We start from the raw sequence: 25,129 nt of genomic DNA, 5'->3' as shown, positions 1-25,129 counted from the left end.
ATGGGCGAAACATCTGTCCAGAATGAGAGACGAAGGTGTGTTACTCCGCGGACTCCTCGCCCTTCGTCTCCTCCGATGCGCCATCGGGTTCGTCCCCTCCGGACAGCTCGCTGCCGTCACCATCAGCAGCCTCACTGCCGACGGGTCCAGCGTCGTTCCCCGAGGCGGGGACGCCCGTCTCGGGGGCCGTGGCACCCGGCTTGTTGCGCAGCAGCCAGATGAACAGCACGAGCCCGGCCAGGAAGACCAGCAGGGAGGTGTAGGAGTTGATCCGCCAGCCGTTGACGTGGTTGGCGGGGTCGATGCGCAGCCTCTCCACCCAGAAGCGGCCGAAGGTGTAGGTCACGACGTAGAGGCAGAAGAGCTTGCCGCGTCCCAGCTTCCAACGGCGGTCGGCCCACAGCAGGAAACAGGCCCCGGCGACGTTCCAGATCAGTTCGTAGAGGAAGGTCGGGTGGAAGGTCGAGTACTGCAGGTAGCCCAGGGGCCGGTGCTCCAGATCGATCCGCAGGCCCCAGGGCAGGCTCGTCGGCCCCCCGAAGAGCTCCTGGTTGAACCAGTTCCCCAGCCTTCCGATGCCCTGTGCGAGCAGGATGCCGGGGGCCAGCGCATCGGCCAGATCGCAGAACCGCAGGCCCTTGGACCGGCACACGAGCCACACCGCCAGCGCCCCGCCGGCGATCGAGCCCCAGATCCCCAGTCCGCCCTGCCAGATGAAGAAGGCGTGGTACCAGGTCCGGCCCGGGCCGAAGTAGAGCTCGTGATCGGTGATGACGTGGTAGATCCGGGCCCCGACGATGCCGGCGATCACCGCCCAGATGGTGACGGTCTCGAAGTCCTCCTGGCGCCCGCCCCCGGCGCGGTAGCGCCGTCCGCCGATGAGGTAGGCGACGACGATCCCGGCCAGGATGCACAGGGCGTAGAAGTGGATCCTCACCGGCCCGATGCTGAAGCCGCTGATCGACGGGCTGGGGATCGACAGGGCGATCTCCAGGGCCGGGAGCCCGGGGATCACTGCGCCTGCCTCACCGGCCGGGCCCGGCGCACCCCGTCGACCAGATCGTCGACGATGCCGCGCATCCGCTCGATACCGGCCGCGGCGCCGGCCCCGGACTCGTCGGCCTCCACCAGCGCCCGGACCAGCGCGGATCCGACGATGACACCGTCGGCGAAGGCCCCGAGTTCGGCGGCCTGGTCCCCGTCGGAGACGCCCAGGCCGACACCCACCGGGATCCCGGGATCGGCGGCCTTGACCCTGGCCACCAGCTCGGGAGCGGCGGTGGAAGTGTGCGCCCTGGCTCCGGTGACACCCATCACGCTGGTGGCGTACACCCATCCGCGGCTGGCATGCACGGTGCGGGCCAGCCGCTCATCGGTCGAGGAGGGGGCCACCAGGAAGATCCGGTCCAGGCCGTGCTCATCGGAGGCCTCGAACCATTCATCGGCCTCGTCGGGAGTCAGGTCCGGCGTGATGATCCCGGAGCCGCCGGCCGCGGCGAGGTCGCGGGCGAAGGCGTCGACCCCGTAGTGCTCGATGAGGTTCCAGTAGGTCATCACCACGCAGTGGGTGCCGGTGGCGGCGACGGTCTCGGCGGCGCGCAGCGCGTCGCGGGTGCGCACCCCCAGTTCCAGCGCCCTGGTGGTGGCGTGCTGGATGACGGTGCCGTCCATCATGGGGTCGGAGTAGGGCAGGCCGATCTCCACCAGATCGACGCCCGTTCCGGTGGTGCCCTCGGTGAGGGCCCGCATCGCGGCCAACGAGTCGTCGACACTGGGGTGGCCCACCGGCAGGTAGCCGACCAGGGCGGGCCGGCCCTGTTCGCGGGCCTTCTGGTACGCCTCGCCGCTGCTGCTCACTTCATGCCTCCTGTGGTGGCGTCGACGCTGCCGTCCAGGCCGAACCACCGAAGCGCGGTGTCGACGTCCTTGTCCCCGCGACCCGAGACGGTGATGAGGATCACCGGTTTCTCGCCGTCCTCGCGTCTCAGGTCGCCGGCGATTCTCATCGCTCCGGCGACCGCATGGGCCGACTCGATGGCCGGCATGATGCCCTCAGTGCGGGTGAGGAGGCGCAGCGCCTCCATGGCCTCGTCGTCGTCGATCGGCAGGTAAGTCGCCCGTCCGGTCTCGGCGAGCCATGAGTGCTCGGGGCCGACCCCGGGGTAGTCCAGGCCGGCGGAGATGGAGTGGGACTCGACGGTCTGGCCGTCGGAGTCCTGGAGGATGAAGGTGCGGGTGCCGTGCAGCACGCCGACCGATCCCCCGGTGATCGACGCGGCGTGGCGCCCGGTGGCCACTCCCTCTCCCCCGGCCTCGAAGCCGTAGAGAGCGACCTCGGGGTCGCGGATGTACTCGGCGAAGGAGCCGATCGCGTTCGAGCCGCCGCCCACGCAGGCGCACACGGCGTCGGGCAGTCTGCCGGTCGCGGCCAGGATCTGGCTGCGGGACTCGGTGGAGATGATCCGCTGGAACTCGCGAACCACCTTGGGGAAGGGTGCCGGGCCCGAAGCGGTGCCGATCAGGTAGTGGGTGTCGGCGACATGGGCCACCCAGTCGCGCATGGCCTCGTTCATGGCGTCCTTGAGCGTCTGGGAGCCGGCCTCCACTGCCACCACCTCGGCGCCCAGCAGCTGCATCCGGGCCACATTGAGGGCCTGCCGGTCGGTGTCGACCTTGCCCATGTAGACCCGGCACTCCATGCCCAGCATGGCGGCGACGGTGGCGGTGGCGACCCCGTGCTGTCCGGCTCCGGTCTCGGCGATGAGCCGGTGCTTGCCCATCCGTCGGGCCAGCAGGGCCTGGCCGAGCACGTTGTTGATCTTGTGGGAGCCGGTGTGGTTGAGGTCCTCGCGCTTGAGGAGGACGCGGGCGCCCCGACAGTGTTCGGCGAAGCGGTGGGCCTCGGTGAGCGGGCTGGGGCGTCCGGCGTAGTCGCGGCGCAGCGCGTCGAGCTCGTCGAGGAAGGCCTGGTCGGCCATCGCCTCGGTGAAGACCTCATCGAGCTGATTGAGCGCGGCCTGGAGGGCCTCGGGCACGAATCGTCCCCCGAACCGGTCGAAGTGGCCGCGCTCATCGGGCAGGGTCTGCTCCCTCACAGCCGCCTCCTGAGCGGCATGAGGTGACACAGGTGTGGGTGACATGAATACTCACGTTCTTTCTTGGGGTTCAGGAGGGGGCCGCTGCGGCACTCAGGAGGAGGTCGCCTCGCGGATCGAGGCGATGAACGCCGCCGGGTCTCCCGAGCGCACCAGGGCCTCGCCGACGAGTATCGCGTCGGCTCCGGCCCGGTGGGCGGCGAGGGCGTCGTCGAGGGTGAGGATCCCCGACTCGGCGATCTTGACCGTCTGTTCGGGCAGCTGGGGAAGCAGCTCGGCGAAGATGCCGGTGTCGACATCGAGGGTCTTGAGGTTGCGGGCGTTGACGCCGATCACCGAGGCTCCGAGGTGAGCGGCGCGCCGGGCCTCCTCAGCGTTGTGGACCTCCACCAGGGCGGTCATGCCCAGCCGACGGATCAGCCGGTAGAGGGTCTCCAGCTCGGCGTCGTCGAGGGCCGCGACGATGAGCAGCACCAGATCGGCCCCGTGGGCGCGGGCCTCCAGCACCTGGTACTCGGTGACGATGAAGTCTTTGCGCAGCACCGGGATGCCGACGCCTGCGCGCACGGCGTCGAGATCGGCCAGGGAGCCGTTGAACCGGCGGGCCTCGGTGAGCACGCTGATGGCGGTGGCACCGCCGGCCTGGTAGTTCCCGGCCAGCACGGAGGGATCGCGGATCTCGGCGAGGTGACCCTTGGAGGGGCTCGCGCGCTTGACCTCGGCGATCACCGACAGGCCGTCGGCCCGCAGCGCCCGCTGAGGGTCCAGGGGCGGGTCGATGAGTTCGGCGGCCTCGCGCAGGCCTGCCTCCTCGACCAGCTCCTGGCGCCCCCGCAGGTCGGTCAGCACCCCGGCGATGATCTCGTCCAGCACGGTACCGGTCTGTCTGGGTGTGACGGACATGACCCTCCTCAGTGGCTCTGGCCGAGTCCGGCGGCCTTCATGATCCCGGCCACGATGAGAGCGACCACGATCAATGAGGCCCCGACGATGATGATCGGCCAGTTCGGGCCGGCCAGGGATCCGACAGTGGCCACGATGAAGCCGACGGCCGCGATGATGACGCCGGTCCATGCGGCGGGGCTCTTGCCGTCCTCGTACTCGCGGACCTGCCGGGCCCGGCTGGGGGCGGGCTCTGCCGGACTGCTCATGGCTCCTCCTGGATTGCCTTCTCGTGCGTTGATTGGCTTGTACGGCGCTCATCGGCGCAGATGGGTGGGACCCTGGGCCGCAACCGGTCCATGAGGCGCACCTTACCGCGCCGGACAGGCCTGTCCGGGCCCTCTCAGGCAGTGATCAGGGCGTCCGGGATAGCCCAGAGCCTCAGTTCGCCGGAGGCTCGCCGTCGGGGTCGACGGTGGGATCCTCGCCACGATCCATCGCCGCCCAGATGTCGCGGGTCTCCCGTGGATTCTCGGGTTCGGTGCGACTCCGGGTGAATCGGGAGCCCCGCGGCGGCCACCGGCGGGCCAGGACGGCCAGCGTCGCACCGCCGAGGACCAGCAGGATCGCGGCCGCCAGGGCCAGCCAGCCAGCTGAGTGGAGGGGGGCCGAGGCCAGCGCGGCCTCCGTGACTCCGCGGTCCTGGAGACCCGTCGGCAGGGAGTCCGAAGTGGCGACCACTGCCACCAGCCCGGCACCGATCAGGGCCTCCAGGACGCCGACGACGCGGCGGCCGGTGCCGCCCACCACCAGGAGCAGGGCCCAGGCGGCCAGCGACAGCAGTCCGAGCCCCCGGGCGAGATCACTGGTGAGCTGGTCACCGGTCACCGCGACCGTGCCCACCTGGCGCCAGGTGCGGCCCGCCACCGCGACTGCGACGACTGCGGACAGCAGGGGCAGGGCCGTCAGGGCCGCGCGCAGGCCGGCAGGCAGCACACTGGCCTGTTCCACCTCGGCCTGTTCCACCTCAGGATCAGGCATCGACGACGTGGGTTCCGGTGGCGTGGGCCCTTGACCAGGCCTCGGCGCCGCGCACGGCGTCGAGGACGGCGGCGGCCTTGTTCTCGCACTCCCGGTTCTCAGACAGCCCGATCGAGTCGAGCACGATGCCGGCTCCGGCCTGGACGTGGGCGACGCCGTCCTTGAGGACGGCGGTGCGGATCGCGATGGCGACATCGGAGTTGCCGGCCAGGTCGAAGTAGCCGACGACTCCCCCGTAGACGCCGCGGCGGGTGGCCTCCATGTCCTCGATGATGCGCATGGCGCTGATCTTGGGAGCACCTGACAGGGTGCCGGCCGGGAAGCAGGAGAGGGTGACGTCCAGGGCGCTCACATCCGGCCGCGGCGTGCCGGTGACCGAGGCCTCCAGATGCATCACATGGGAGTAGCGGCCCACGTGCATGAACTGGGTGACGTTGACGGTGCCGGGTTCGCAGACCCGGCCGAGATCGTTGCGTCCCAGGTCGACGAGCATGGTGTGCTCGGAGCGCTCCTTCTCATCGGCCAGCAGCTCGGCCTCCAGGGCGCTGTCCGCGGCCGCGGTGGCCCCGCGGGGACGGGTGCCGGCGATGGGATGGGTGGTGGCCACACCGTCTGTCAGGGTCACCAGTGCCTCCGGGGAGGAGCCGACGACGGCGAATCCGGGCAGCCTCAGCAGGTACAGGTAGGGGCTGGGGTTGCGACGACGCAGCTGCCGGTAGAGGTCCAGTGCCTCGGCGCCGGTCTCGATGTCGAAGCGCTGGCTGGGGACCACCTGGAAGACCTCGCCGTCGCGGATCTTCTCGATGGCGGCGTCGACCATCCCGGCGAACTGTTCGGGGGTGCGCTGGCGCACGACCGTGACGTCGGCCAGACCGTGGTCGATCTCGGTGAGGCTGGCCCTGGGTTCGGCGAGGCGCTCGGCCATCTGCTCGATTCGGTTCACGGCGCGGCGCCAGGCGGCGTCGATCTGTGCTGAGTCGATCTGTGCTGAGTCGGCGGCGGGCCGGTACTCGTTGGAGATGAGCCACAGCTCGCCGCGATGGTGGTCGACGACGGCCATCTCGCCGACGAGCATGAAGCACAGTTCGGGCAGCTGGAGGTCGTCGAGCGTGCTCTCGCCGATCTGCTCCAGGCGGCGGACGACATCGTAGCCGAGGTAGCCGATGAATCCCGACGTCAGTGGAGGCATGCCGTCCTCGCGTGGGGACCGCAGGGCTTTCAGAGAGGAACCGAGGGCGTCGAGCGGATCGGTGTGCCCGTCGACGCCGGCGGGCCGTTCCCCGATCCACTCGGCATGTCCGTCGACGCTGGTGAGTGCGGTCTCGCAGCGCACGCCGATGAAGGACCAGCGCGACCAGATGCCGGCCTCGGCCGATTCCAGCAGGAAGGTGAGATCGCGGGTTCCGCACAGATGGTTGTAGACGCCGACGGGGGTGACGTCGTCGGCGGTGAGTCTGGCGCGCACGCTGATGACACCGCGGCCGGGCTCGGCGGCCAGTGCGCGGAACTGATCGAGGGTGGGTTCGATGGTGAGGTTCTGGGTCACTGGTCCCCCAGCAGCTGGTCGGCGTCGAAGCAGGTGTGGTCGCCGGTGTGGCAGGCTCCGCCTGTCTGGTCGACCCTCAAGAGGATGGTGTCGCCGTCGCAGTCCAGACGGACCTCGCGGACGTGCTGGGTGTGGCCGGAGGTCTCCCCCTTGACCCAGTACTCGGAACGCGACCGCGACCAGTAGGTGGCCTTGCGGGTGGCCAGGGTGCGGGCCAGGGCCTCGTCGTCCATCCAGGCCATCATGAGGACGGCCCCGGTGGAGTCCTCCTGGACGACGGCGGGGACCAGTCCGTCGGGATTGCGCTTGAGTCGCGCTGCGATCGCTGGGTCGAGTGACATGGGGTTCATTATGACCACCGACGGTCGACGGGGGCGAGGGCGTTCATCTCTCGGCTTGCCGGTCGCCCGGCGCCTGGAGATATATGCTGCCGCTGATCGGCGAGGTGCCCCGGGAAATGCCGGTATCCGGTCCCAGACGATGGCCAGAGCTGGGGACGCAATGCGTTCCGCTTCATGGCCTTTCGAACCTCCCGTTCGGGGGCACAGATTCTGCCGGGTCTTGACCCTACGCCAGAACCATTCAGCCTGTCCCCGCTCAGCCTTACCCGGATCAGGATTTTCAATGACATCCATTTCCACGACCGCCCTTCCCACCACCTCTTTTCCCATTCAGGCCCTCGACCCGAGCGTCACGCGATGAGTGGCTCCTGATCGTCGGGTCGTTCAGCGCATCGATGTGCCCCGTCACCATCGCCATCCCGGCGATCCGCGCTCTTCTCCGGCCCGAGGGCGGAGTTCTCCTGCTGGTACTCGCCGTGGCCTCCGGACGAGACGACTTCGGGCGTCGCGGTCGCCCTGTCTCGGCCGTGGGCGGAGTCCTCCCCGGCATCCGGGCCGGGTGGGAGGTCGTGGCGGAGGCGTCGGGGCGGGTGGACCTGGGGTTTCCCGGTGTCGGGGTCGAAGGTGATGCGCCATTGGTCGGCGGCGGGGTCGTAGCGGTGGGGTTCGATGACCCCGTGGTGATGCCGGCAGATCAGGGCGAGGTTGTTCAGGGATGTGGGTCCGCCGGCCCACCAGGGGATGACGTGGTGGGCCTGACAGGCCGGTGCGGGAACGGTGCAGCCGGGGATGACGCACCCGGAGTCCCGCAAGGTCAGGGCCTTGCGGATCTGGGGTGCCACCAGCCGGTGCTCCCGTCCCACATCCAGGATCTCGGAGGCCTGGCCGAGAACGGTCGGCAGGATCCCGGCGTCGCAGCAGGCCAGACGCACCTGGGAGGCCGGGATGTCCTGCCCGGACTTGGTGGTGCCGGTCACCGCGGTCCGCAACCGGGCGACCGACACCTCATCCAAAGGGCTGCCGTCGGGGCGGAGGCCGGTGGCCGCCGCCTCCACGGCCAGCTGCAGGAGCTTTGTGTAGTCGAGGGTGACCACGACCCGCGGTGTCTCACCGCCGGCGACCGGGATCTGTCCGGCGCTCTGGAGGGCGGTGACCATGTCAGTGATCGCGTCGGCCTGCCGTTGGGCGGTGGTGCGGGACTCCCGCTCCCCCAGGACGGTCCGCGCCGCGAAGTACTGGCCGGCACTCAACTCCCCCGTGGCCCTCTGCGCCTTGAGGGTCTCGAGTTCGCGGCGTTCGTCACCTCGGTCGCGTTCCACGCACGCCCCGACGACTGTGCGCAGCAGGTCGCCCTCCATCTGGGGCAACTGCCCGAAGATCCGCGCCGAGCCCCTCCCCGTGTCGGCGAACGTGAGGTGGCGTTCCCGGACGGCCCGGCGGCGGCGCCGTTCGGCCTCGGCGGCTCGCCCGTCGGGGGTGGGGGCCAGGTCGGGGGCCACCTGCTCCAGCACTCGATCGGCGGAGCGGGCTATCTGGCCGGTGGTGACCCCACCGGCGGCCTGATCGATCAGCGTCTCGGCGGCGGCCCGTCGTTGCGCCTCACTCATGTCGTGGCGCGGAAGGTCACGCAGCACGGCCCCGGCCGCGGCGGCCTTGCCCGGAGACACGGTCCCGGCCAGGGCGGCGTCACGCACCCGGGGGTCGGCGGTGATCCGGCCCGCCTGATGCACCAGCCCGTTGGCCTCCGAGGAGCTGCGGCCCTCGGTGACCGCCAGATAGTCGCTCAGGGGTGTCCCGGTGGTCCTCTCGGTGGCGGAGGACCTGGCCACCAGGTCGGTATAGACGGCGGCCAGGGCCACCATCTGGTCGGCGAGGGCTCGGGCCCGTCTCATCGCGGCGACCTTCTGGGTGTCGGGCATCCGGGAGTCGCCGGTGTGGTCGATGGCGTCCAGCGCCTGTTCGATCACCCCGCTGAGTTCCCAGAAGTCCCGTCCCATAGAAGAACTCTAAACGATGTGAACGCCATATACCAGATCGTGAACCTAAAAATTCCGGTTCAGATTCTCGGTGTTTTCTTAACGATTCCCACCTCACATCCCTGAATCGGTCGGGTCCGGGGCGCGACGAATTCAGGGCCGGCGAGAGATTCTCCACGTTGCGCCTGAAATACCACCGCCACCGTGGAGATTCTCTCGTCGATCCCGCCTGACCCCAGACGATCCACGTCTACCAGACCCCACTGACACCACACATCCCGCGTCACACGCCGTCGTCGGGGCCATACTTGATCCCCTGTACTGAGCGCCTCGTCGGCTGCGCCTCGACAGCCGGGGATGGCAGGATGAACGGTGCCGGGCCGAGCGCCGGACCGGCGCGAGAGGGGAACAGCGATGTCACTGGCCAGCACCGAGAGGGCCGCACTTGCCGACGATCTGGACCGGTTCGGCCCGGCCGCTCCGACCCTCTGCCAGGGATGGCTGGCGTCCGACCTCCTCACCCATCTGCTGCTGCGGGAGAACGACCCGCTCGCTGCCCCGGGCATGGCCGTGTCGACCTTCGACGAGATCACCGCCCGGCGGGCCGAGCGGCTGGAGTCCCGGCACTCATTCGCCGAGCGGGTGGAGCGGTTCCGCAAGGGCCCGGCCGCCTGGTCCGTGTTCCGCGTCCCTGCCCTGGACCGGGCGGCCAACGGGATGGAGTTCTTCATCCACCACGAGGATCTGCTGCGAGCCGAGCCCGACTGGAAACCGCGCGATCTGGGCCACCAGACCCAGACCCATCTGGCGAAGGTCCTGTCCCGTTCGGGACGGCTGCTGACCCGGCGCTCCCCCGTGGGGGTGCGTGCCGAACTCACCGACCAGAGTGGCGACCTGCACGATATGTGGCTGCGGCCGGGAGACCGGATCGTGACTCTGGTGGGTCGTCCGGCGGAGGTGCTGCTGTACTGCGCGGGCCGCAAGGAGGCGGCCAGGGTGGAGGTCCTCGGGGAGCCCGAGGCCGTGGACGTCTTCTCGCGGGCCGATCTGGAGATCTGACCCCGGAGATCCGGATCCTGACCGGCCTACTTCTCCAGGCCCTTGCGGCCGTTGAGGAGCAGGTTGAGCAGCACGGCGGCCAGTGCGGCCGAGGAGATCCCCGAGCCCAGGATCATCGACAGCCAGGTCGGCAGGTGGTCATAGAGGTGTGGCGCGCCGATCGGGAACATCACCATGGCCAGGGCCACCGCGATGACGACCAGGTTGTGCGGATTCTCGAAGTCGGCCTTGGCGAGGATCTTGACCCCCGAGGAGGCCACGGTCCCGAACAGGACCACGCCCACCCCGCCGAGCACGGGTCCGGGGATCGCGGCGACGACGCGGCCCAGCCACGGGAACAGGCCCAGCACGATGAGCAGGCCGGCACCGGCGGCCACCGTGAACCGGGACTTGATGCCGGTGACGGCCACCAGGCCGACATTCTGGGCGAAGGCGGTGGGGGCGAAGGAGTTGAAGGCCGGGGCGACGACGGCACCGAGCATGTCGGCGCGCAGCCCGTCGGCGACCCGCTTGTCGTCGATCTCGGTGCCGATGGTCTCCCCAACGGCGAACAGGTCGGCCATCACCTCCATCAGGGTGACGATGATGACGATGACCATCGAGAGGATGGCGCCGATCTCGAAGACTGGGGCGCCGAAGCGGAAGGGCCTGGGGAAGGCGATCACCGAACCGTGATTCACAGCCGAGAAGTCGGCGTGGCCCAGCGCCGCGGCGAAGAGCGTGCCGGCGACGATGCCCACCAGGATGGAGACTTGGGAGAGCACCTTGATCCGGTTGCAGACCAGCACAACCGCCAGGGAGAACAGGGCGATGCCCAGGCTGGTGAGCGAGCCGTAGTCAGGCGACTTCGGGTCGGAGCCCATCACCCATCCGGCGGCGACCGGCAGCAGGGAGATGCCCATCGCGGCGATGATGGTGCCAGTGACCACGGGCGGGAAGAAGCGGCGGATCCGGGCGAAGAGTCCGGCCAGGCAGAAGCCGACGACGCCGGCGACGATCACCGCGCCGAAGATCACCCGCATCGCGCGGTGGGGGTCGCTCTGGTTGGCGGCGATGATCGCCAGCATGGTGGACGCCGCGCCGATCGTCGTGCCGTTGACCAGGGGCAGCCTGGCGCCCAGGTGGGGAAGCCCGAGGGACTGCAGCAGGGTGGCCAGGCCGGAGACGAAGAGGGCGGCGGCGACGATGAGCCCCATCTCGTCGGCGGGCAGCCCGGCGGCGCTGCCGACGACCAGCGGGACGGCGACCACTCCGCCGTAGGCCGACAGGATGTGCTGGATGCCGTAGAGGAGCGCCCTGCCGGGCGAGACCTTCTCGTCCTCGGGTCTGATCGGCGTGATGACAGTGGGTTCTTTGAGATCTGCTGACGACATCCTGCTCCTGGCGAGTTCGGAGAGTGCGAGAAAACCAGCAGGACGCTATCAGAGGCTCATTGCGGCTCTTCGGGATGTCCCAGAGATGGACGACGCCCGATACCGGCGGAACCGGCACCGGGCGCCCGGACGTCAGCTCAGGACAGCTTGTCCAGGATGATCTCGCGAACCCTCTTGGCGTCGGCCTGGCCGCGCATCGCCTTCATCACCTGCCCGATGAGGGCTCCGGCGGCCTGCACCTTCCCGCCGCGGATCTTCTCGGCCACACCGGGATTGGCGGCGATGGCGTCATCGACAGCCTGCCCGAGGGCGCCATCGTCGGAGACGACCGCCAGGCCGCGCGCTGCAACCACCTGGTCGGGCTCGCCCTCCCCGGCGATCACCCCGTCGATGACACTGCGCGCCAGCTTGTCAGTGAGCGTCCCGGCGTCGACCATCTTCTGCACCGCGGCCACCTGGACCGGGCTCATGCCGACCTCTGCCAGTTCGCAGCCGGCCTCGTTGGCCCGCCGCGACAGCTCAGTGAGCCACCACTTGCGCGCCGACGCCGCACCAGCACCGGCCCTCACGGTCTCCTCGATGAGGTCCAGCGCACCGGCGTTCACCACGGCGTCCATCTCCAGCTGCGAGAAGGACCACTCGGCACTCAGCCGGGCCCGCTTGGCCGCCGGCAGCTCCGGCAGGGTGGCGCGCAGCTCCTCCACCCACTCGGCCGACGCCTCGATCGGCACCAGATCGGGCTCGGGGAAGTAGCGGTAGTCCTCGGCGTCGGACTTGTCGCGCCCGGCGATGGTGTACTCGCCGTCCTCCTGCCACATCCGGGTCTGCTGGCGCACCGCCCGCCCCGAGGCCAGCACCGCGGCCTGGCGCCGGATCTCGTAGGTGAGTGCCCCCTCCACCGAGCGCAGCGAGTTGACGTTCTTGGTCTCGGTGCGGGTGCCCAGCTTCGTGGCGCCCTTCGGCATCAGCGACACGTTGGCGTCACAGCGCAGGTTGCCCCTCTCCATCCGGGCGTGCGACACCCCCAGGGCGATCATGATGTCGCGCAGATGGGCCATGTAGGCCCGCGCCACCTGCGGTGCGGCGGCCCCCAGGCCGCGCACCGGCTTGGTGACGATCTCGATGAGCGGCACGCCGGCCCGGTTGTAGTCCATCAGGGAGTACGCGGCGCCCTGGATGCGTCCGTCCGAACCGCCGACATGCAGCGACTTGCCGGCGTCCTCCTCCATATGGGCCCGCTCGATCTCTACCCGGTAGGTCTTCCCGTCGACCTCCAGGTCGACGTGGCCGTCGTGGCAGATCGGCTCGTCGTACTGGGAGGTCTGGTAGTCCTTGGTCATGTCCGGGTAGAAGTAGTTCTTCCGGGCCATTCGGCACCAGGGCGCGATCCGGCAGTTGAGGGCCAGGCCGATCCGGATCGCTGATTCCACCGCGTGTCCGTTGATCGCCGGCATCGAGCCGGGCAGCCCCAGGCACACCGGGCAGACATGCGTGTTGGGTTCGGCACCGTCGGAATCGGCCGGGCAGCCGCAGAACATCTTCGAGGCGGTCGACAGCTCGACGTGCACCTCCAGTCCCAGCACCGGGTCGAAGCGCTCCATGGCCTCGTCGTAGCCGAGGAGGTCGTCAGTGGTCCACACGCTCATCGCGCACCCTCCTTCTCAGACTCGTCCAGGGCCGGGATCCGCGCCAGCAGCGGGGCTCCCCAGTCCTTCTCCAGTTCGCGCTCCAACGCCGCACCCACCTGGTAGACGCGGTCGTCGCGCATCACCGGTGCCATCACCTGGAAGCCGACCGGCAGGCCGTCCGACAGCCCGGCCGGGAAGGATCCCGACGCGATGCCCCCCATATTGGCGGGGATCGTGCACAGGTCGGCGGCGTACATGGACAGCGGATCATCGGCCCGCTCGCCGATCCGGAACGCGGTGGTCGGTGTGGTGGGAGACACGAGCACGTCGCAGGTCTTCCACGCCTCGCCGAGATCGCGCGAGATGAGGGTGCGGACCTTCTGCGCCGAGCCGTAGTAGGCGTCGTAGTAGCCGCTGGACAGCGCGTAGGTGCCGATGATGATGCGCCGCTTCGCCTCGGCGCCGAATCCGGCCCCCCGGCTCGCAGTCATCACCTGCTCGGCCGAATGATGACCGTCGTCGTCGACCCGCAGCCCGTAGCGCATGGCGTCGTAGCGGGCCAGGTTGCTGGACACCTCGGAGGGCTGGATGAGGTAGTAGGCGGCCAGCGCATGCTCGAATGACGGGCAGGAGACCTCCACCACCTCGGCGCCGACGGCGGTCAGCGCCGCGACCGCCTCGTTGAAGCGCTCGAGGACTCCGGCCGAGTAGCCGGGCCCGGACAGCTCCTTCACGACACCGATCCGCAGCCCCGCCACATCGCCGCGCCGGGCGGCCTCGACGACCGGGGGCACATCGGCAGGCACCGAGGTCTGGTCCATCGGGTCGTGGCCGGCGATCACCTGGTGCAGCAGCGCGGTGTCCAGGACGCTGCGCCCGCACGGGCCGGGCTGGTCCAGGGACGAGGCCATGGCGATGACGCCGTAGCGCGACGTCCCGCCGTAGGTCGGCTTGACGCCGACGGTTCCGGTGACCGCCGCCGGCATCCGGATCGAGCCGCCGGTGTCGGTGCCCAGACCCAGTGGGGCCTCGAAGGCCGCCAGGGCCGCGGCCGAGCCGCCTCCCGAACCGCCCGGGATCCGGTCGGTGGCCCACGGGTTGCGGGTCGCACCGAAGGCCGAGGTCTCGGTGGAGGATCCCATCGCGAATTCGTCGAGGTTGGTCTTGCCGAGGATCACCATTCCGGCGTCGATGCAGCGCTGCACCACCGTCGAGGTGTACGGGGAGATCCAGTGCTCCAGCATTCTCGAGGCCGCTGTGGTGCGCATGCCCTTGTAGCAGAACATGTCCTTGACGGCCAGCGGCGCCCCGGCCAGCGGGCCGAGCCTCTCGCCGGCCGCCCGGCGGGCGTCGATGCCGCGGGCCTGGGCCAGGGCCCGGTCGCGGTCGACAGTGATGAAGGCGTTGACCCGGTCGTCGACGGCGTCGATCCGGTCCAGGCAGGCCGCAGTGATCTGCTCGGACGACAGGTCGCCGGACTCCATCGCGGCGACCAGCTCGGTGGCGTCGGCTCGCAGCAGGCTCTCTGTGGTGGACAGGTCCGCCATCACATGGCCTCCTCATCGAGAATGCGAGGCACCCTGAACCGGTTCTGCTCGGCCCGCGGCGCCATCGCCAGTGCCTCCTCGGTGGGCATCGAGGGCCTCACCTCATCGGCCCGGAAGACATTGATCAGGGGCACGGCGTGCGAGGTGGGCGGCACATCGTCGCCGGCCACCCTGGACACGCTGGCCACCGCGTCGAGGATGCCGTCGAGCTGGAGTGCCAGCCTCGCCGTCTCCTCCTCGGTGAGCTCGATGCGCGCCAGGCCGGCCAGACGGGCGACGTCATCTGGCGACAGAGCCACGATGATCCTCCTGAGAGACGGCAGCAGATCGGGCCGGTCCACCGGACACGGCCATCGAACATCCTAGGCCCGCCGGTCCCCGGCCCCCAGTCGGCGGGCGGCGGACGCGATTCCGCCGGCCTATTTGGGACCGGCCGATCGGGGGGTGACAATGAAGTGTGCTGATGCTCCGAGTTCAGGTGCCCGACATCCCAGGAACCCTGGGACTGGTGGCCACCGCCATGGGAACCGTGAATGCCGATATCGCCGCGGTCGAGATCGTGGAGAAGGGCCCTGGCTACGCCATCGACGATTTCATCCTCACCCTGCCTCCCAGCACTCTGCCCGACACCCTGGTGTCGACCTGCGACATGCTCGACGGTGTGAAGGTGCTGTGGCTCTCGCGGTACCCGGAGAACTGGGGCATCGAGTCCGACATCGCCACCCTCAACCGGATGGCCGACGATCCGGAGCACGGCGCCGAGATCCTCACCGAGGCCACGCCGGTGGTCTTCCACTGCCAGTGGGCTGCGCTGTTCAGCGCCGACCGCGAGGTGCTCACCTCCACCGCCCTGGCACCGGAATTCACTGTGGAGTCCACCAGACAGCTGGAGCCCTTCGACCAGCCGCACTCGATCGACCTCACCGACGGCTGGATGGACGGCTGGGGGGACACGGTCGTGGCGGTCGCCCCCCTGGCCGGTGGGCGGGGGCTGGCGCTGGGACGCCAGGGCGGCCCGACCTTCCTCGGCTCCGAGCTGAACCGGCTCAAGCATCTGGCTGCGCTGGCGAACTGACACCAGCGTTGAGCGTCCTGCTGCTGGCCCACGTCTGGCTGACCGGGCGTTTCTGGTACGAGATCGCGTCGGCCTTCGGCTTCGGGATCGTCTCCAGCCTGGTGCCGATCCTCAACTCCGAGATCTTCATCGTGGGCTCCCTGGCCAGTGGCCTGCTGGGGCCACTCGAAGTGTCCATCGGACTGGCCCTGGGCCACGGCGTCGGCAAGCAGGTGATGTTCCTGACGGTGCGCCACGGCAGGAAACTGAAATGGTTCGCGCCCCGGGAGAAGAAGCCGGTGCCCGAAGGATCCTGGCGAGCGCGATGGCGCCGCTGGAACGCCAAGGCCGCCCATCTGGTGGAGAGCCCCCGCTGGGGCCTGCCGATCCTCATCTTCTCGGCGGTCTCGGGCATCCCTCCGGTCTACCTGGTGGTGATCTACGCGGCCACCACGAGAATGAAGTTCGGGTGGTTCTCGCTGTGTGTCACCGTCGGTTTCTTCATCCGCTGTTACGCGTTGGCGCTGGCCACCCACTGGGGCGTGCATCTGGTCATTTGACCAGCCACTCGTTGGTGGTGGCCTTCGCCCCGTCGACCGCAGTGTCGAGCAGTCCGTTGCGGTGCATCCAGGTGGCGTAAGAAGCCCAGTCCGATCCCTTCTGCACCCCGAATTCCGCGCCCAGAAGGGAGACCGTGGCCTTGACCATCCGGGCGAGGGTCGCCCGGTCATAGGACCCCTTGGCCGGCACCTGCATCGCGGTCACCGCCTCGTCCGGGTGGGCCAGTGCGATGGCCTGACCGGCGGCCAGCCCCTTGAGGAAGGCCTTCACCCGGCCCGCGTAGCCGGCGTCGGAGGTCAGCCGCTCCGGGTTCGCGATGATCACCAGTTCGGAGTAGCCGGGCAGCCCCAGCTCGGTGGCGGGAAGCACGGTCACAGGGATCTTCCCGGCCAGTTCGATTCCCTCGATGTTGCGGAATGCGCCGTATACGGCGTGGGCCTTGCCGGTGAGCAGCGCCTGATCAAGGCTCTGCTGAACATTCGGCATGGTGATCGTGGCAGGGTCGACGTGGGCCTTGCGGGCGATGTACTCGACACTCGGCTTCTGAGAGGCGAGACCGGAGAGGGCCACCGTCTTCCCCGCCAGATCTGCAGCACTGGTGATGCCGGAGTCCTTCCGGGCGATGAGCGAGGTGAGGCAGGTGGGGATCAGGGCCGCCACCGAGACCACCCGCAGGCCCTGCGCGACAGCGATGAGGGTGTCGGGCTCGTAGGAGACCGCGAGGTCGGCCCGGCCCAGGGAGACCTGCTTCGCGGCGTCGGCGGTGTTGGCCGGATTGTGGATCGCGACGTCGACCCCGGCCTTGCTGAAAGCGCCGGTGTGCTGGGCGGTGTAGATGGTGACGTGGTCGGGATTCGGATTCCAGTCCAGCAGGAGGTTCACCGCGCGACTCCGGGTGCTGGTCCGCGCGTCGGCCTTCCGGCCGCAGCCCGCCAGGGCCAGGGCGGCGCCGACCGCGGCCAGGCCGAGCCGACGTCGGCTGATGGCTGTGTGCTGAGGGGAGCGGGTCATGAGTGTCCTTCCGTGACATTCCAGGGGCAGGCGAGTCGCTCGATCAGGGTCACGGCGCCCAGCAGCAGGCCGGACATGGCGGTGAGGACGATCACCTGGGCGAAGACGAGGTCGGTGGCCAGGCGCGGGATGGCCTGGAGCATGAGATAGCCGATGCCGTTGGTGGATCCGGTGTACTCGGCGAAGACCGCGGCCACCGGGGCGAATGTCACCGCGACCCTCAGGCCGGCGAATCCGCGGGGTGCGGCCGCGGGGATCCGCACCCGCCACAGCAGCGCCGAACGCCCGGCGTGGAGGGTCCGCATGGTGTCGATCAGGCGATGGTCGACGTCGTGGATCCCTGCCATCAGGTTCAGTGCCACCGGGAAGAAGCACAGCAGGGCGACGACGATCACCTTCGGTGACATCCCGTACCCCAGGGCGATGGTGAGCAGCGGTCCGATGACGACGGTCGGGATCGCCTGGGAGGCGATCAGCAGTGGGGTGAGCGCCCGTCCGATGACGGCGAGGTATCCCGAGGCGACGGCCATCCCCACCGCCACCGCAGTTCCCAGGCCGATGCCTGCCAGAGTCTCGGCCCCGGTGAGCCAGGTCGCCGAGGCCAGGACGTCTCCCCAGTTGTCCACCAGGGCCGTCACCACCGCCTGCGGCGAGGGGATCACATAGGCCGGGACGGCACCACCGGCGGTCACGGCGATCCAGCCGGCCAGCAGCAGCGCCACGGTCGCTGCCGGAGGCAGGACGCGGGCCGCGACCCTGCTCATGCCGCCTGCCTGACCCGGCCCAGCGCCCCGAGGATCGCCGTGCGCGATGCGCCGAACTCCGGGTCGGCCAGGATCTCCTCGTGAGGGCGGTCGTCGTCGAACCAGCCGGGCCACGACCCGGTGCAGCAGCCCGGCCGCCCGGCCAGCAGCACCACCCGCCGCGACAGCAGCAGGGCCTCCTCGACGTCGTGGGTGACCATCACAAGGGTCGTACTGGCACCGGTGACGGCGTCGCGCAGCCATTTCTGTCCCTCGGCGCGGGTGATGGCGTCCAGGGCGCCCAGCGGCTCGTCGGCCAGCAGCACCGGCTTGCCGGCCAGCAGTGCCCGGGCCAGGGAGGCGCGCTGGCGCATCCCTCCCGACAGGGCGTCCGGCCGCGCGCCGGCCCACTCGGACAGGCCGAGCTGGGACAGTGCGCCCAGCGCCCGGGAGCGCGCCCGCCGGCGCGGCACCCCCTGGTTGCGCAGGCCGATGGCGACATTGCCGGCCAGGTCGAACCAGGGCAGCAGGAGGTCGTTCTGGGGCATCAGGGCGCAGGCCGCCAGGCGCCCTGCCTCATCAGTGGCGCCGAGCACCTGGACCGTGCCGGTCTGCGGGCAGGCGAGGCCGCCGATGAGTCTCAGCAGGGTCGACTTGCCGCACCCGGAGCGCCCGATGAGGGCGAGATGCTCGAAAGCGGGCACGTCCAGCGTCACGTGCTCGAGGACCGGTGCCGTCGAGCGCCGGTAGCGGTAGCCGGCGTCGCGGATCGAGATCGCCGGGGATTCTGGGTTCATCGGGCGCGCCGGCGCATCATGACATCCCTCCGCTCATACGAATGAGTTCAGGTTCGACGGGTCTCATCTCAGCCCCGTGCGGGGCACCCCGTGTCTTCAGCAGGGACTCTATCCGCACGCGCCGCGGTCACCGCACGAGGGTCGCGCTACGAACCTGCGGGCAGTCGCAGAACGTCCGCTGTGGGCAGGTCTAGGCTCGCAGGGTGATGCCGTCGTCGGGTGCCGAGCCCCTGATCCATGTTCGAGACCTGGAGAAGGTGTTCACCCGCCCGGTGGAGCCGATGGGCCGGTTCAGGTCGCTGCGGCGGCTGTTCTCGAGGGAGAAGACGTCGACGGTCGCGGTCCACGACGTGTCCTTCGACATCGCCGCCGGGGAGTTGGTGGGCTACCTGGGCGCCAACGGGGCGGGCAAGTCCACCACCATCAAGATGCTCACCGGCATCCTGGTGCCGACTTCCGGGACCGTCCGGGTGGCCGGCCGGGTGCCCTGGCGCGACCGCCGCGCCAACGCGGCCCGCATCGGCGCGGTCTTCGGCCAGCGCAGCCAGCTGTGGTACGACCTGCCGCTGCGCGACTCCTTCGAGCTGGTCCGCGACCTCTACGGCGTCACTCAGCCCGAATACGACCAGCGCCTGGCGATGTTCACCGAACTGCTCGACATGGCCGGATTCCTCGACACCCCGGTGCGGTTCCTGTCCCTGGGTCAGCGGATGCGAGGAGATCTCACCGCCGCCCTGCTGCACTCCCCCGACGTCGTCTACCTCGACGAACCCACCGTCGGCCTGGATGTCGTGGCCAAACGCCGCATCCGCGAATTCATCGCCGAGATCAACACCCGCCTGGGCACCACCGTCATCCTCACCACCCACGACATGGACGACGTCGAGGCCCTGTGCCGGCGCATCATCATGATCGACGCCGGCACCGTCCTGTTCGACGGCACCCCCGAGGCGCTGCGGCACCGCTACGTCCACCAGCGCACCCTCACCGTCACCCCGGCCGCGGGCACCGATCCCGCCGCCATCCGGGTCGACGGGGCCACCAGCACCGTGACCGAGGGCAAGACCGTCCTGACCCACGACCCGGCGGTGATCAGCACTCCCGATCTCATCGCCGCGGTCACCGCTAGCTGGCCGGTCACCGACCTGACCGTCACCGAGGCCAGCCTCACCGATGTCGTCGCCCGCATGTACGCTGAGGCCCCACGATGAGCCCTTACCACCCGATGAGCCCCCGCGCTGTTCTCGGCAGCGCCCGGATGGCGGTCAGGACGTCATGGGCCTACCGCATCGATCTGGCCAGCGGCATCGCCGGGCTCCTGATCCAGGTCTGGCTGCTCAAGGTGGTGTGGACCACGGTCTACGGCAACTCCACCACGGTGCGCGGCATCGACCGAACCCAGGCCGTCTCCTACGCCGTGCTGGCCGCCTGCATCCAGACCGCCCTGATGCCCTGGCAGTTCTCCGGCCTCAACGCCCGGGTGCGCACCGGCCAGATCGGCATCGACATGACCCGGCCGCTGGGGCTGATCGGCCAGGTCCTGGCCCAGAACGCCGGCACCCTGGCCGGACGCCTTCCGATCACCGCGATCGGCATCGCCTGGGCCGTCGTGATCGGCGCGCTGGCCCTGCCACCGCAGGTGGGCACACTCGGACTGTGGATCCTCTCGACCCTGCTGGGGGTCGCCATCAGCCTGATCCTCAACCTGCTGGTCTCGATGGCCAGCTTCTGGTCATTGGAGATCGGCGGCTACATGATGGTCTACCGGCTCGGCTCCGGGCTGGCCTCCGGCGCCCTCATCCCACTGTGGTTCATGCCCGGACCGCTGGCCACGATCCTGGACTGGCTGCCCTTCCGGGCCCAGATGTTCACCCCCCTGTCGATCTACTTCGGCACCGCCACCGGTGCCGACGCATGGGCCGCGATCGGCGTCCAGGCCGCCTGGATCCTCATCCTGGCCGGGCTTCTGGCCCTGGTGTGGCACCGCGCCGAGCACAAGGTGGTGGTCCTCGGTGGCTGAGACCACGCTCCCCGGCACCCTGCGCGCCTGGTGGATCCTCGAGAAGGCCTCCCTGCGCGCCCAGGGGCAGTACCGCTCCAATCTGTTCGTCGGATTCCTCGGCGGGCTGACCTACCAGGGCATCCAGGTCGCCTTCATGGCCCTGCTGCTGGCCGGCTTCGGGGTCATCGACGGCTGGGGAATCGACCGGATCGGACTGATGGTCGGCATCCGGCTGGCCGCCCACGCCGTCTACGTGATGCCCTTCGGCAGCCTGCTCAACACCTCCCAGCTGGTCCACGACGGCGAGTTCGACCTGCTGCTGCTCAAGCCCGTCAACCAGTTCACCCAGATCATCACCCGCCGCTTCAACATCCTCACCCTCGGCGACGCCCTCCTCGGCCTGGCCGCGGTGATCGCCTTCGCCCCACAGGCCCCCGTGGACTGGACCTGGTGGCGACTGCTCTACCTGCTCGCCGCGATCCTCGGCGGAGGACTGGTCGAGACATCCATCCAGATCGCCATCGCCTCCCTGGCCTTCCGCGCCACCGTCGTCAACTCCCTGCAGACCCTGGCCGACACCGTCGTCACCACCTTCGGCATCTACCCGCTGTCGATCTTCGGGCCGGCGGGCCTGATCGGCCTGTGCTTCATCTTCCCCCTCGGACTGATCGCCTACCTGCCCGCCGCCGCCCTCATGAACGCCGCCGTCCCCCTGCCCGGATGGCTCGTCTGGGCCTCCCCGGCCGGGGGCTGGATCCTCTTCCCCGCCGCCCTGGCCCTGTTCACCCGCATGTCCCGCCGCTACGTCAGCCCCGGAGCCTGAGCACCCGCATCCACCGGCCGTCGGACACGGCATCCACCTCTCAGCCCTGGGGAATGAGAACCGTGTAGAAGAAGTAGAACAGCCCGCACAGCCCGGCCAGCACCACCACGAAGGCGATCGGGGCGACGATCCGCTGGATCTTCTTGGCCCGGGTCGACGGCACCCCTGCCGGCCCCCATTCGCCGACCTTGGGCTGGACGCGCACCGGGGTGCGCCCGTTGAGGTTCAGGTCGGTGAAGATGCCCACGTCGGCCATGGTAGCCGCCGAAGTCCCGGAGGCTCAGTCGGACAGCTGCTCGTCGGCCAGTTCGGCGGCCCGGGCCACCTGGGAGCACTGGCGGGAGGCTGCCGACTGCGACCATCCGGCCAGCCCGCAGGCCGGTGTGAGGATGCCCTGGTCGGCGACCAGGGCCGGGTCGACGCCCAGGGTCCGGACCAGGCCCAGCAGCCGGTCGAGCATCTCGTCGGCGCTGGAGACAGCGTTGCGGGTGCCGGTGGGTGCCAGGCCGAGCCCCAGACCCCTTCCGGCCTCCAACCATTCGGCGCACCGGTCGAGATCGGCGGTCCGCAGAGTCGCGACGTCGATCATCGCGTCGTCGACGCCGGCGTCGGCCATCATCGTCCAGGGAATACCGGGCGCGCAGCAGTGCCAGGCGATCTCGCCGACCCCGGCTTCACGCAGCCCGGCCACCAGGATTGCGGCGTCCCGCCCCGCGATGTGGACGTCGAGGGCCGGGTAGCGGTGCAGGCCCGACTGGGTGGGGATGGTCCCGCCCAGGACGGCCGGTGCGGCGGGTTCGTCGATCTGCCACACCCAGGTGACGGCGGGCATCCGGTGGTGCAGTTCGGCGGCCAGCTCCCCCTGCCCGGCGGCCAGGGAGGCGGCGACGTCACGGCGGGCCGAGGGATCGTCCAGAACGGCCTCGCCGCGCTTCAGGTGCAGGCTCGCGGCCAGGGTGAGCGGCCCGCACAGGCCGATCTTGAGGGTGGCGGGCTCCCCGGCCAGGGGCTCCTCGATGTCGTCGAGGTCGTGGCGCAGCAGGGATCGGGAGGACCGCGCGGCGCGGTCGGGGGCGTCGGAGACCCGCCACCCGGCGGCGTCCAGCTCGACGGGCAGCTCCACCAGGGTGGCGACGGCCCGGCCGATGATGCCGGCCTGCGGGCCGCGGGCGGGCAGTTCGGGTACCGGAACCAGTTCGGGGAAGCACTCGCCCATCGCCGCCAGCGCCCCGCGGAAGTCGTCGCCGGGCAGCGATCCGATGCCGGTGGCGCGCATCAGGCCGCGCCCTTCTCGGAGCCCCTAAGCGCCGCCGCAACATCGAGACCGGCACGGTCCGTGCCGCAGATGGTCGCCGAGCCGACCACCAGGTTGTCGTCGTAGAGGACGGCGGCCTGGCCGGGGGCCACACCGCTCAGGGCGGCGTCCAGGTCGATGCGCACACCGCCGTCGACGAGTTCGACCCGGGCGTCCACGGGCGTGCCGTGGGCGCGCACCTGAGCCTTGCCTCGCCAGGCGTCATCGGGGGTCCCGGAGCACCAGACCGGCCGGATGGCCTCCAGGCGGTGCACCTCGAGATCCTCCGACGGCCCGACGACGACGGTGTTTGAGACCGGCTGGATGTCCAGCACGTAGCGGGGCTTCCCGTCGGGGGCGGGGGTGCCCAGGTGCAGGCCGCGGCGCTGGCCGATGGTGAAGTGGTGGTAGCCGTCGTGGTGTCCCACCACGGCTCCGGACTCGTCGCGGAACTGTCCGGTCTCCTCCCCCAGCTGGTCCGACAGCCAGCCGGGGGTGTCGCCGTCGGGGATGAAGCAGATGTCGTAGGAGTCGGGCTTGTCGGCCACCGACAGGCCGAGGTCTGCGGCCTCGGCGCGCACCTCGGTCTTGAGGGAGTCGCCGAGGGGGAACAGGCAGTGGGACAGCTGGTCCTGGTTGAGCACCCCGAGCACATAGGACTGGTCCTTGCCCGGATCGACGGCCCGGCGCATCCGGGTGACGCCATCGGTTCGCTCCAGGCGGGCGTAGTGGCCGGTGGCCACGGCGTCGTAGCCGAGATCCAGGCCGCGCTCCAGCACAGCGGCGAACTTGATCCGCTCGTTGCAGCGCAGGCACGGGTTGGGGGTGCGTCCGGCCCGGTACTCGTCGACGAAGGGGTGGATCACCTCGGCCGCGAAGCGCTGCGAGAAGTCCCAGACGTAGAAGGGGATGCCGATCCTGTCGGCGGCCCGGCGGGCGTCGAAGGAGTCCTCCAGCGAACAGCAGCCGCGCGAGCCCTCCCGGTAGGCCAGTGGGGTCCGCGACAGGGCCAGGTGCACACCGGTCACGTCATGCCCGGCGGCCACCAGGCGGGCTGCGGCCACCGCCGAGTCGACTCCTCCCGACATCGCTGCCAGAACCCTCATACCCGTTGCCTCCTTCGTGCCGTCCAACGGCGGCCCATCGTACCTGCGAGACGGCACGTACCTGTGCCTCAGCGGGCCCGGCGGGCCCGCGCCACCACCTCGGGCAGCAGAGCAGCCACCCGCTCGATCTCGGCGGTGGTGGTCGCCGGCCCGAAGGAGAACCTCAGACAGGAGGAGGCCTGCTCGGGCGTGCGTCCCATCGCCAGCATCACCTGGCTGGGCGCCGAGACGCCTGCGTGGCAGGCAGATCCGGTGGAGCAGTCGACGCCGTCCTGATCGAGCAGTAGTTGCAGATCGTCGCCTCGGGCCCCTTCTACGCTGAGGTGAACGATCGAGGGGCTGACGTCCCGGCCGCCGTCGACGGCCACTCCGTCGATCGCGACCGCGGCGGACGCCAACCGGTCGCGCAGCCGTTCCCATCGGCGCCGCGCCTCGTCCAGCTCTGCCAGCGACTCGGCCAGGGCGGCCGCGAAGCCCCGGGCCAGGGCCACCATCTGGGTGCCCGACCGGACGCCGGCCTCCTGGCCCCCGCCGGCCCCGACGGCCGCGACGTCGACCCCGCGCCGCCGCCACAGCGCGCCGATGCCCACCGGCCCGCCGATCTTGTGGGCCGAGAAGGATGCCAGGTCCACGTCCCAGGCGGCCAGGTCGAACGGAAGATGACCCAGGGCCTGGACGGCGTCGGTGTGGAAGAGGGCGCCGGCCCGGTGGGAGACCTCGGCGCACTGCGCCACCGGCTGCACCGTCCCCGTCTCATTGTTGACGGCCATCACGCTCACCACGCTCGCCGGCCCTCGGGTACCGATCGTCGCGGGGTCCACGCACCCCTCGGCATCGACCGGCAGCACCCGGACGCGATCACCGAGCAGCCCCGGGGCGGCCAGCCCCGAGATCGCCGCGTGCTCCACCGCCGAGATCTCCACCGGATCCGCACCGGCTCCGGCCGCGCCGAGCACGGCCAGATTGTCGGCCTCGGTGCCCCCTGACGTGAACACCAGCTCCAGGGGGCGCACGCCCAGCAGCGTGGCGATCTGCTCGCGGGCGTCGTCGAGCATCGCCCTGGCCCGGCGTCCCGCGGTGTGGACCGCCGCGGGATTGCCCACCGCTCCTGTCGAGACCATCGCCGACGCGGCCACCGGACGCAGTGGTCCGGTGGCCGCGTGGTCCAGGTAGAGGCGCTCCGGGTCCGTGCCGCCATCTCTCATCGTGACAGGCTATCCCGGGTCTGCCGTGGTTCCGGCGACCCGGCT

General features: G+C 70.1%; 26 protein-coding genes and 1 riboswitch. Of the genes, 6 read left to right on the top strand and 20 right to left on the bottom strand.

The genetic code is table 11. The features are described from left to right. Nucleotides 1-40: 40 nt before the first annotated feature. From lgt to JS278_RS07950, 9 genes are all read right to left on the bottom strand, one after another. Entirely contained in the window at nucleotides 41-1,015 is a 975-nt protein-coding gene (gene lgt, locus JS278_RS07990) for a prolipoprotein diacylglyceryl transferase (protein WP_425451422.1), read from the bottom strand. Then, entirely contained in the window at nucleotides 1,012-1,857 is an 846-nt protein-coding gene (trpA, locus tag JS278_RS07985) for a tryptophan synthase subunit alpha (RefSeq protein WP_114044713.1), read from the bottom strand. The genes lgt and trpA overlap by 4 nt, the downstream gene beginning before the upstream one ends. Then, entirely contained in the window at nucleotides 1,854-3,140 is a 1,287-nt protein-coding gene (trpB, locus tag JS278_RS07980) for a tryptophan synthase subunit beta (RefSeq protein WP_181833675.1), read from the bottom strand. Before trpB ends, trpA begins: the two co-directional genes overlap by 4 nt. A 48-nt stretch (nucleotides 3,141-3,188) precedes the next feature. Then, nucleotides 3,189-3,998, bottom strand: coding sequence for an indole-3-glycerol phosphate synthase TrpC (trpC, locus tag JS278_RS07975; protein ID WP_114044711.1), 810 nt, complete (start codon nucleotides 3,996-3,998; stop codon nucleotides 3,189-3,191). Nucleotides 3,999-4,006: 8 nt separating this feature from the next. After that, nucleotides 4,007-4,246 (bottom strand): HGxxPAAW family protein, encoded by a 240-nt coding sequence (locus JS278_RS07970; protein WP_114044710.1) that lies wholly within the window; start codon nucleotides 4,244-4,246, stop codon nucleotides 4,007-4,009. Nucleotides 4,247-4,418: 172 nt separating this feature from the next. Beyond that, nucleotides 4,419-5,018 (bottom strand): Trp biosynthesis-associated membrane protein, encoded by a 600-nt coding sequence (locus tag JS278_RS07965; protein ID WP_114044709.1) that lies wholly within the window; start codon nucleotides 5,016-5,018, stop codon nucleotides 4,419-4,421. Next, nucleotides 5,011-6,564 carry a chorismate-binding protein gene (locus tag JS278_RS07960; RefSeq protein WP_114044708.1) on the bottom strand — a complete coding sequence of 518 codons (1,554 nt, stop codon included), beginning with the start codon at nucleotides 6,562-6,564 and terminating at the stop codon, nucleotides 5,011-5,013. Before JS278_RS07960 ends, JS278_RS07965 begins: the two co-directional genes overlap by 8 nt. Continuing rightward, a complete protein-coding gene (gene hisI / locus JS278_RS07955; protein ID WP_114044707.1) occupies nucleotides 6,561-6,905 on the bottom strand; it encodes a phosphoribosyl-AMP cyclohydrolase in 345 nt (114 codons plus the stop codon). Before hisI ends, JS278_RS07960 begins: the two co-directional genes overlap by 4 nt. A gap of 350 nt (nucleotides 6,906-7,255) precedes the next feature. Continuing rightward, nucleotides 7,256-8,902, bottom strand: coding sequence for an HNH endonuclease signature motif containing protein (locus JS278_RS07950; RefSeq protein ID WP_114044706.1), 1,647 nt, complete (start codon nucleotides 8,900-8,902; stop codon nucleotides 7,256-7,258). A 393-nt stretch (nucleotides 8,903-9,295) separates the two neighbouring features. Between JS278_RS07950 and JS278_RS07945 the strand changes: the two genes are divergently transcribed. Then, complete coding sequence (locus JS278_RS07945) at nucleotides 9,296-9,940, top strand: TIGR03085 family metal-binding protein (RefSeq protein ID WP_114044705.1); 645 nt, start codon at nucleotides 9,296-9,298, stop codon at nucleotides 9,938-9,940. Between the two features lie 26 nt (nucleotides 9,941-9,966). Here JS278_RS07945 and JS278_RS07940 read toward each other — a convergent pair whose 3' ends face one another. The 4 genes from JS278_RS07940 to gatC form a co-directional block, all read right to left on the bottom strand. Then, nucleotides 9,967-11,313 carry a nucleobase:cation symporter-2 family protein gene (locus tag JS278_RS07940; protein WP_114044704.1) on the bottom strand — a complete coding sequence of 449 codons (1,347 nt, stop codon included), beginning with the start codon at nucleotides 11,311-11,313 and terminating at the stop codon, nucleotides 9,967-9,969. Nucleotides 11,314-11,450: 137 nt separating this feature from the next. Then, nucleotides 11,451-12,959, bottom strand: a complete 1,509-nt coding sequence (gene gatB, locus JS278_RS07935; protein WP_114044703.1) for an Asp-tRNA(Asn)/Glu-tRNA(Gln) amidotransferase subunit GatB — start codon at nucleotides 12,957-12,959, stop codon at nucleotides 11,451-11,453. Beyond that, on the bottom strand, nucleotides 12,956-14,488 hold the full coding sequence (gatA, locus tag JS278_RS07930) for an Asp-tRNA(Asn)/Glu-tRNA(Gln) amidotransferase subunit GatA (RefSeq protein ID WP_114044702.1): 1,533 nt from the start codon (nucleotides 14,486-14,488) through the stop codon (nucleotides 12,956-12,958). Before gatA ends, gatB begins: the two co-directional genes overlap by 4 nt. Then, complete coding sequence (gene gatC / locus JS278_RS07925; protein ID WP_114046201.1) at nucleotides 14,488-14,811, bottom strand: Asp-tRNA(Asn)/Glu-tRNA(Gln) amidotransferase subunit GatC; 324 nt, start codon at nucleotides 14,809-14,811, stop codon at nucleotides 14,488-14,490. Before gatC ends, gatA begins: the two co-directional genes overlap by 1 nt. 140 nt (nucleotides 14,812-14,951) lie before the next feature. Here gatC and JS278_RS07920 point away from each other — a divergent pair, with 140 nt between their 5' ends. Together JS278_RS07920 and JS278_RS07915 are read left to right on the top strand one after the other, a co-directional pair. Continuing rightward, complete coding sequence (locus tag JS278_RS07920; protein WP_114046200.1) at nucleotides 14,952-15,563, top strand: ACT domain-containing protein; 612 nt, start codon at nucleotides 14,952-14,954, stop codon at nucleotides 15,561-15,563. Between the two features lie 8 nt (nucleotides 15,564-15,571). Beyond that, nucleotides 15,572-16,102 (top strand): hypothetical protein, encoded by a 531-nt coding sequence (locus JS278_RS07915; RefSeq protein WP_114044701.1) that lies wholly within the window; start codon nucleotides 15,572-15,574, stop codon nucleotides 16,100-16,102. Here the strand turns inward: JS278_RS07915 and JS278_RS07910 are convergent. Genes JS278_RS07910 through JS278_RS07900 form a run of 3 tightly spaced genes read right to left on the bottom strand, consistent with a single transcriptional unit; the run spans nucleotide 16,095 to nucleotide 18,654 of the window. Beyond that, entirely contained in the window at nucleotides 16,095-17,114 is a 1,020-nt protein-coding gene (locus tag JS278_RS07910; RefSeq protein ID WP_114044700.1) for an ABC transporter substrate-binding protein, read from the bottom strand. The two genes, JS278_RS07915 and JS278_RS07910, sit on opposite strands and share 8 nt — an antisense overlap. Continuing rightward, the gene (locus JS278_RS07905) at nucleotides 17,111-17,878 is read right to left on the bottom strand and encodes an ABC transporter permease (protein ID WP_114044699.1); all 768 of its coding nucleotides are present in this window, start codon (nucleotides 17,876-17,878) and stop codon (nucleotides 17,111-17,113) included. The genes JS278_RS07910 and JS278_RS07905 overlap by 4 nt, the downstream gene beginning before the upstream one ends. Beyond that, nucleotides 17,875-18,654 (bottom strand): ABC transporter ATP-binding protein, encoded by a 780-nt coding sequence (locus tag JS278_RS07900; RefSeq protein ID WP_114044698.1) that lies wholly within the window; start codon nucleotides 18,652-18,654, stop codon nucleotides 17,875-17,877. The genes JS278_RS07905 and JS278_RS07900 overlap by 4 nt, the downstream gene beginning before the upstream one ends. A 7-nt stretch (nucleotides 18,655-18,661) precedes the next feature. Continuing rightward, a riboswitch (TPP riboswitch) is annotated at nucleotides 18,662-18,755 on the bottom strand. 105 nt (nucleotides 18,756-18,860) lie between these two features. Here JS278_RS07900 and JS278_RS07895 point away from each other — a divergent pair. The 3 genes from JS278_RS07895 to JS278_RS07885 are packed head-to-tail and all read left to right on the top strand — an operon-like array spanning nucleotide 18,861 to nucleotide 21,479. Then, entirely contained in the window at nucleotides 18,861-19,865 is a 1,005-nt protein-coding gene (locus JS278_RS07895) for an ABC transporter ATP-binding protein (protein ID WP_114044697.1), read from the top strand. After that, on the top strand, nucleotides 19,862-20,674 hold the full coding sequence (locus tag JS278_RS07890) for an ABC transporter permease (RefSeq protein ID WP_114044696.1): 813 nt from the start codon (nucleotides 19,862-19,864) through the stop codon (nucleotides 20,672-20,674). Before JS278_RS07895 ends, JS278_RS07890 begins: the two co-directional genes overlap by 4 nt. Next, nucleotides 20,667-21,479 carry an ABC transporter permease gene (locus JS278_RS07885; RefSeq protein ID WP_114044695.1) on the top strand — a complete coding sequence of 271 codons (813 nt, stop codon included), beginning with the start codon at nucleotides 20,667-20,669 and terminating at the stop codon, nucleotides 21,477-21,479. Before JS278_RS07890 ends, JS278_RS07885 begins: the two co-directional genes overlap by 8 nt. A 40-nt stretch (nucleotides 21,480-21,519) precedes the next feature. On the opposite strand, the gene JS278_RS07880 is transcribed toward JS278_RS07885, so the two are convergent. From JS278_RS07880 to JS278_RS07865, 4 genes are all read right to left on the bottom strand, one after another. After that, the gene (locus JS278_RS07880) at nucleotides 21,520-21,726 is read right to left on the bottom strand and encodes a hypothetical protein (protein ID WP_114046199.1); all 207 of its coding nucleotides are present in this window, start codon (nucleotides 21,724-21,726) and stop codon (nucleotides 21,520-21,522) included. A 33-nt stretch (nucleotides 21,727-21,759) separates the two neighbouring features. Further along, entirely contained in the window at nucleotides 21,760-22,755 is a 996-nt protein-coding gene (locus JS278_RS07875) for a uroporphyrinogen decarboxylase/cobalamine-independent methonine synthase family protein (protein WP_114044694.1), read from the bottom strand. After that, the gene (gene mnmA / locus JS278_RS07870) at nucleotides 22,755-23,879 is read right to left on the bottom strand and encodes a tRNA 2-thiouridine(34) synthase MnmA (protein ID WP_114044693.1); all 1,125 of its coding nucleotides are present in this window, start codon (nucleotides 23,877-23,879) and stop codon (nucleotides 22,755-22,757) included. Before mnmA ends, JS278_RS07875 begins: the two co-directional genes overlap by 1 nt. Before the next feature lie 68 nt (nucleotides 23,880-23,947). Then, nucleotides 23,948-25,084, bottom strand: coding sequence for a cysteine desulfurase family protein (locus JS278_RS07865; protein ID WP_114044692.1), 1,137 nt, complete (start codon nucleotides 25,082-25,084; stop codon nucleotides 23,948-23,950). Nucleotides 25,085-25,129 lie beyond the last annotated feature (45 nt).

This window comes from Acidipropionibacterium virtanenii, assembly GCF_003325455.1.
Lineage (GTDB): Bacteria > Actinomycetota > Actinomycetes > Propionibacteriales > Propionibacteriaceae > Acidipropionibacterium > Acidipropionibacterium virtanenii.
This window is presented reverse-complemented; position numbering and strand designations above follow the sequence as displayed.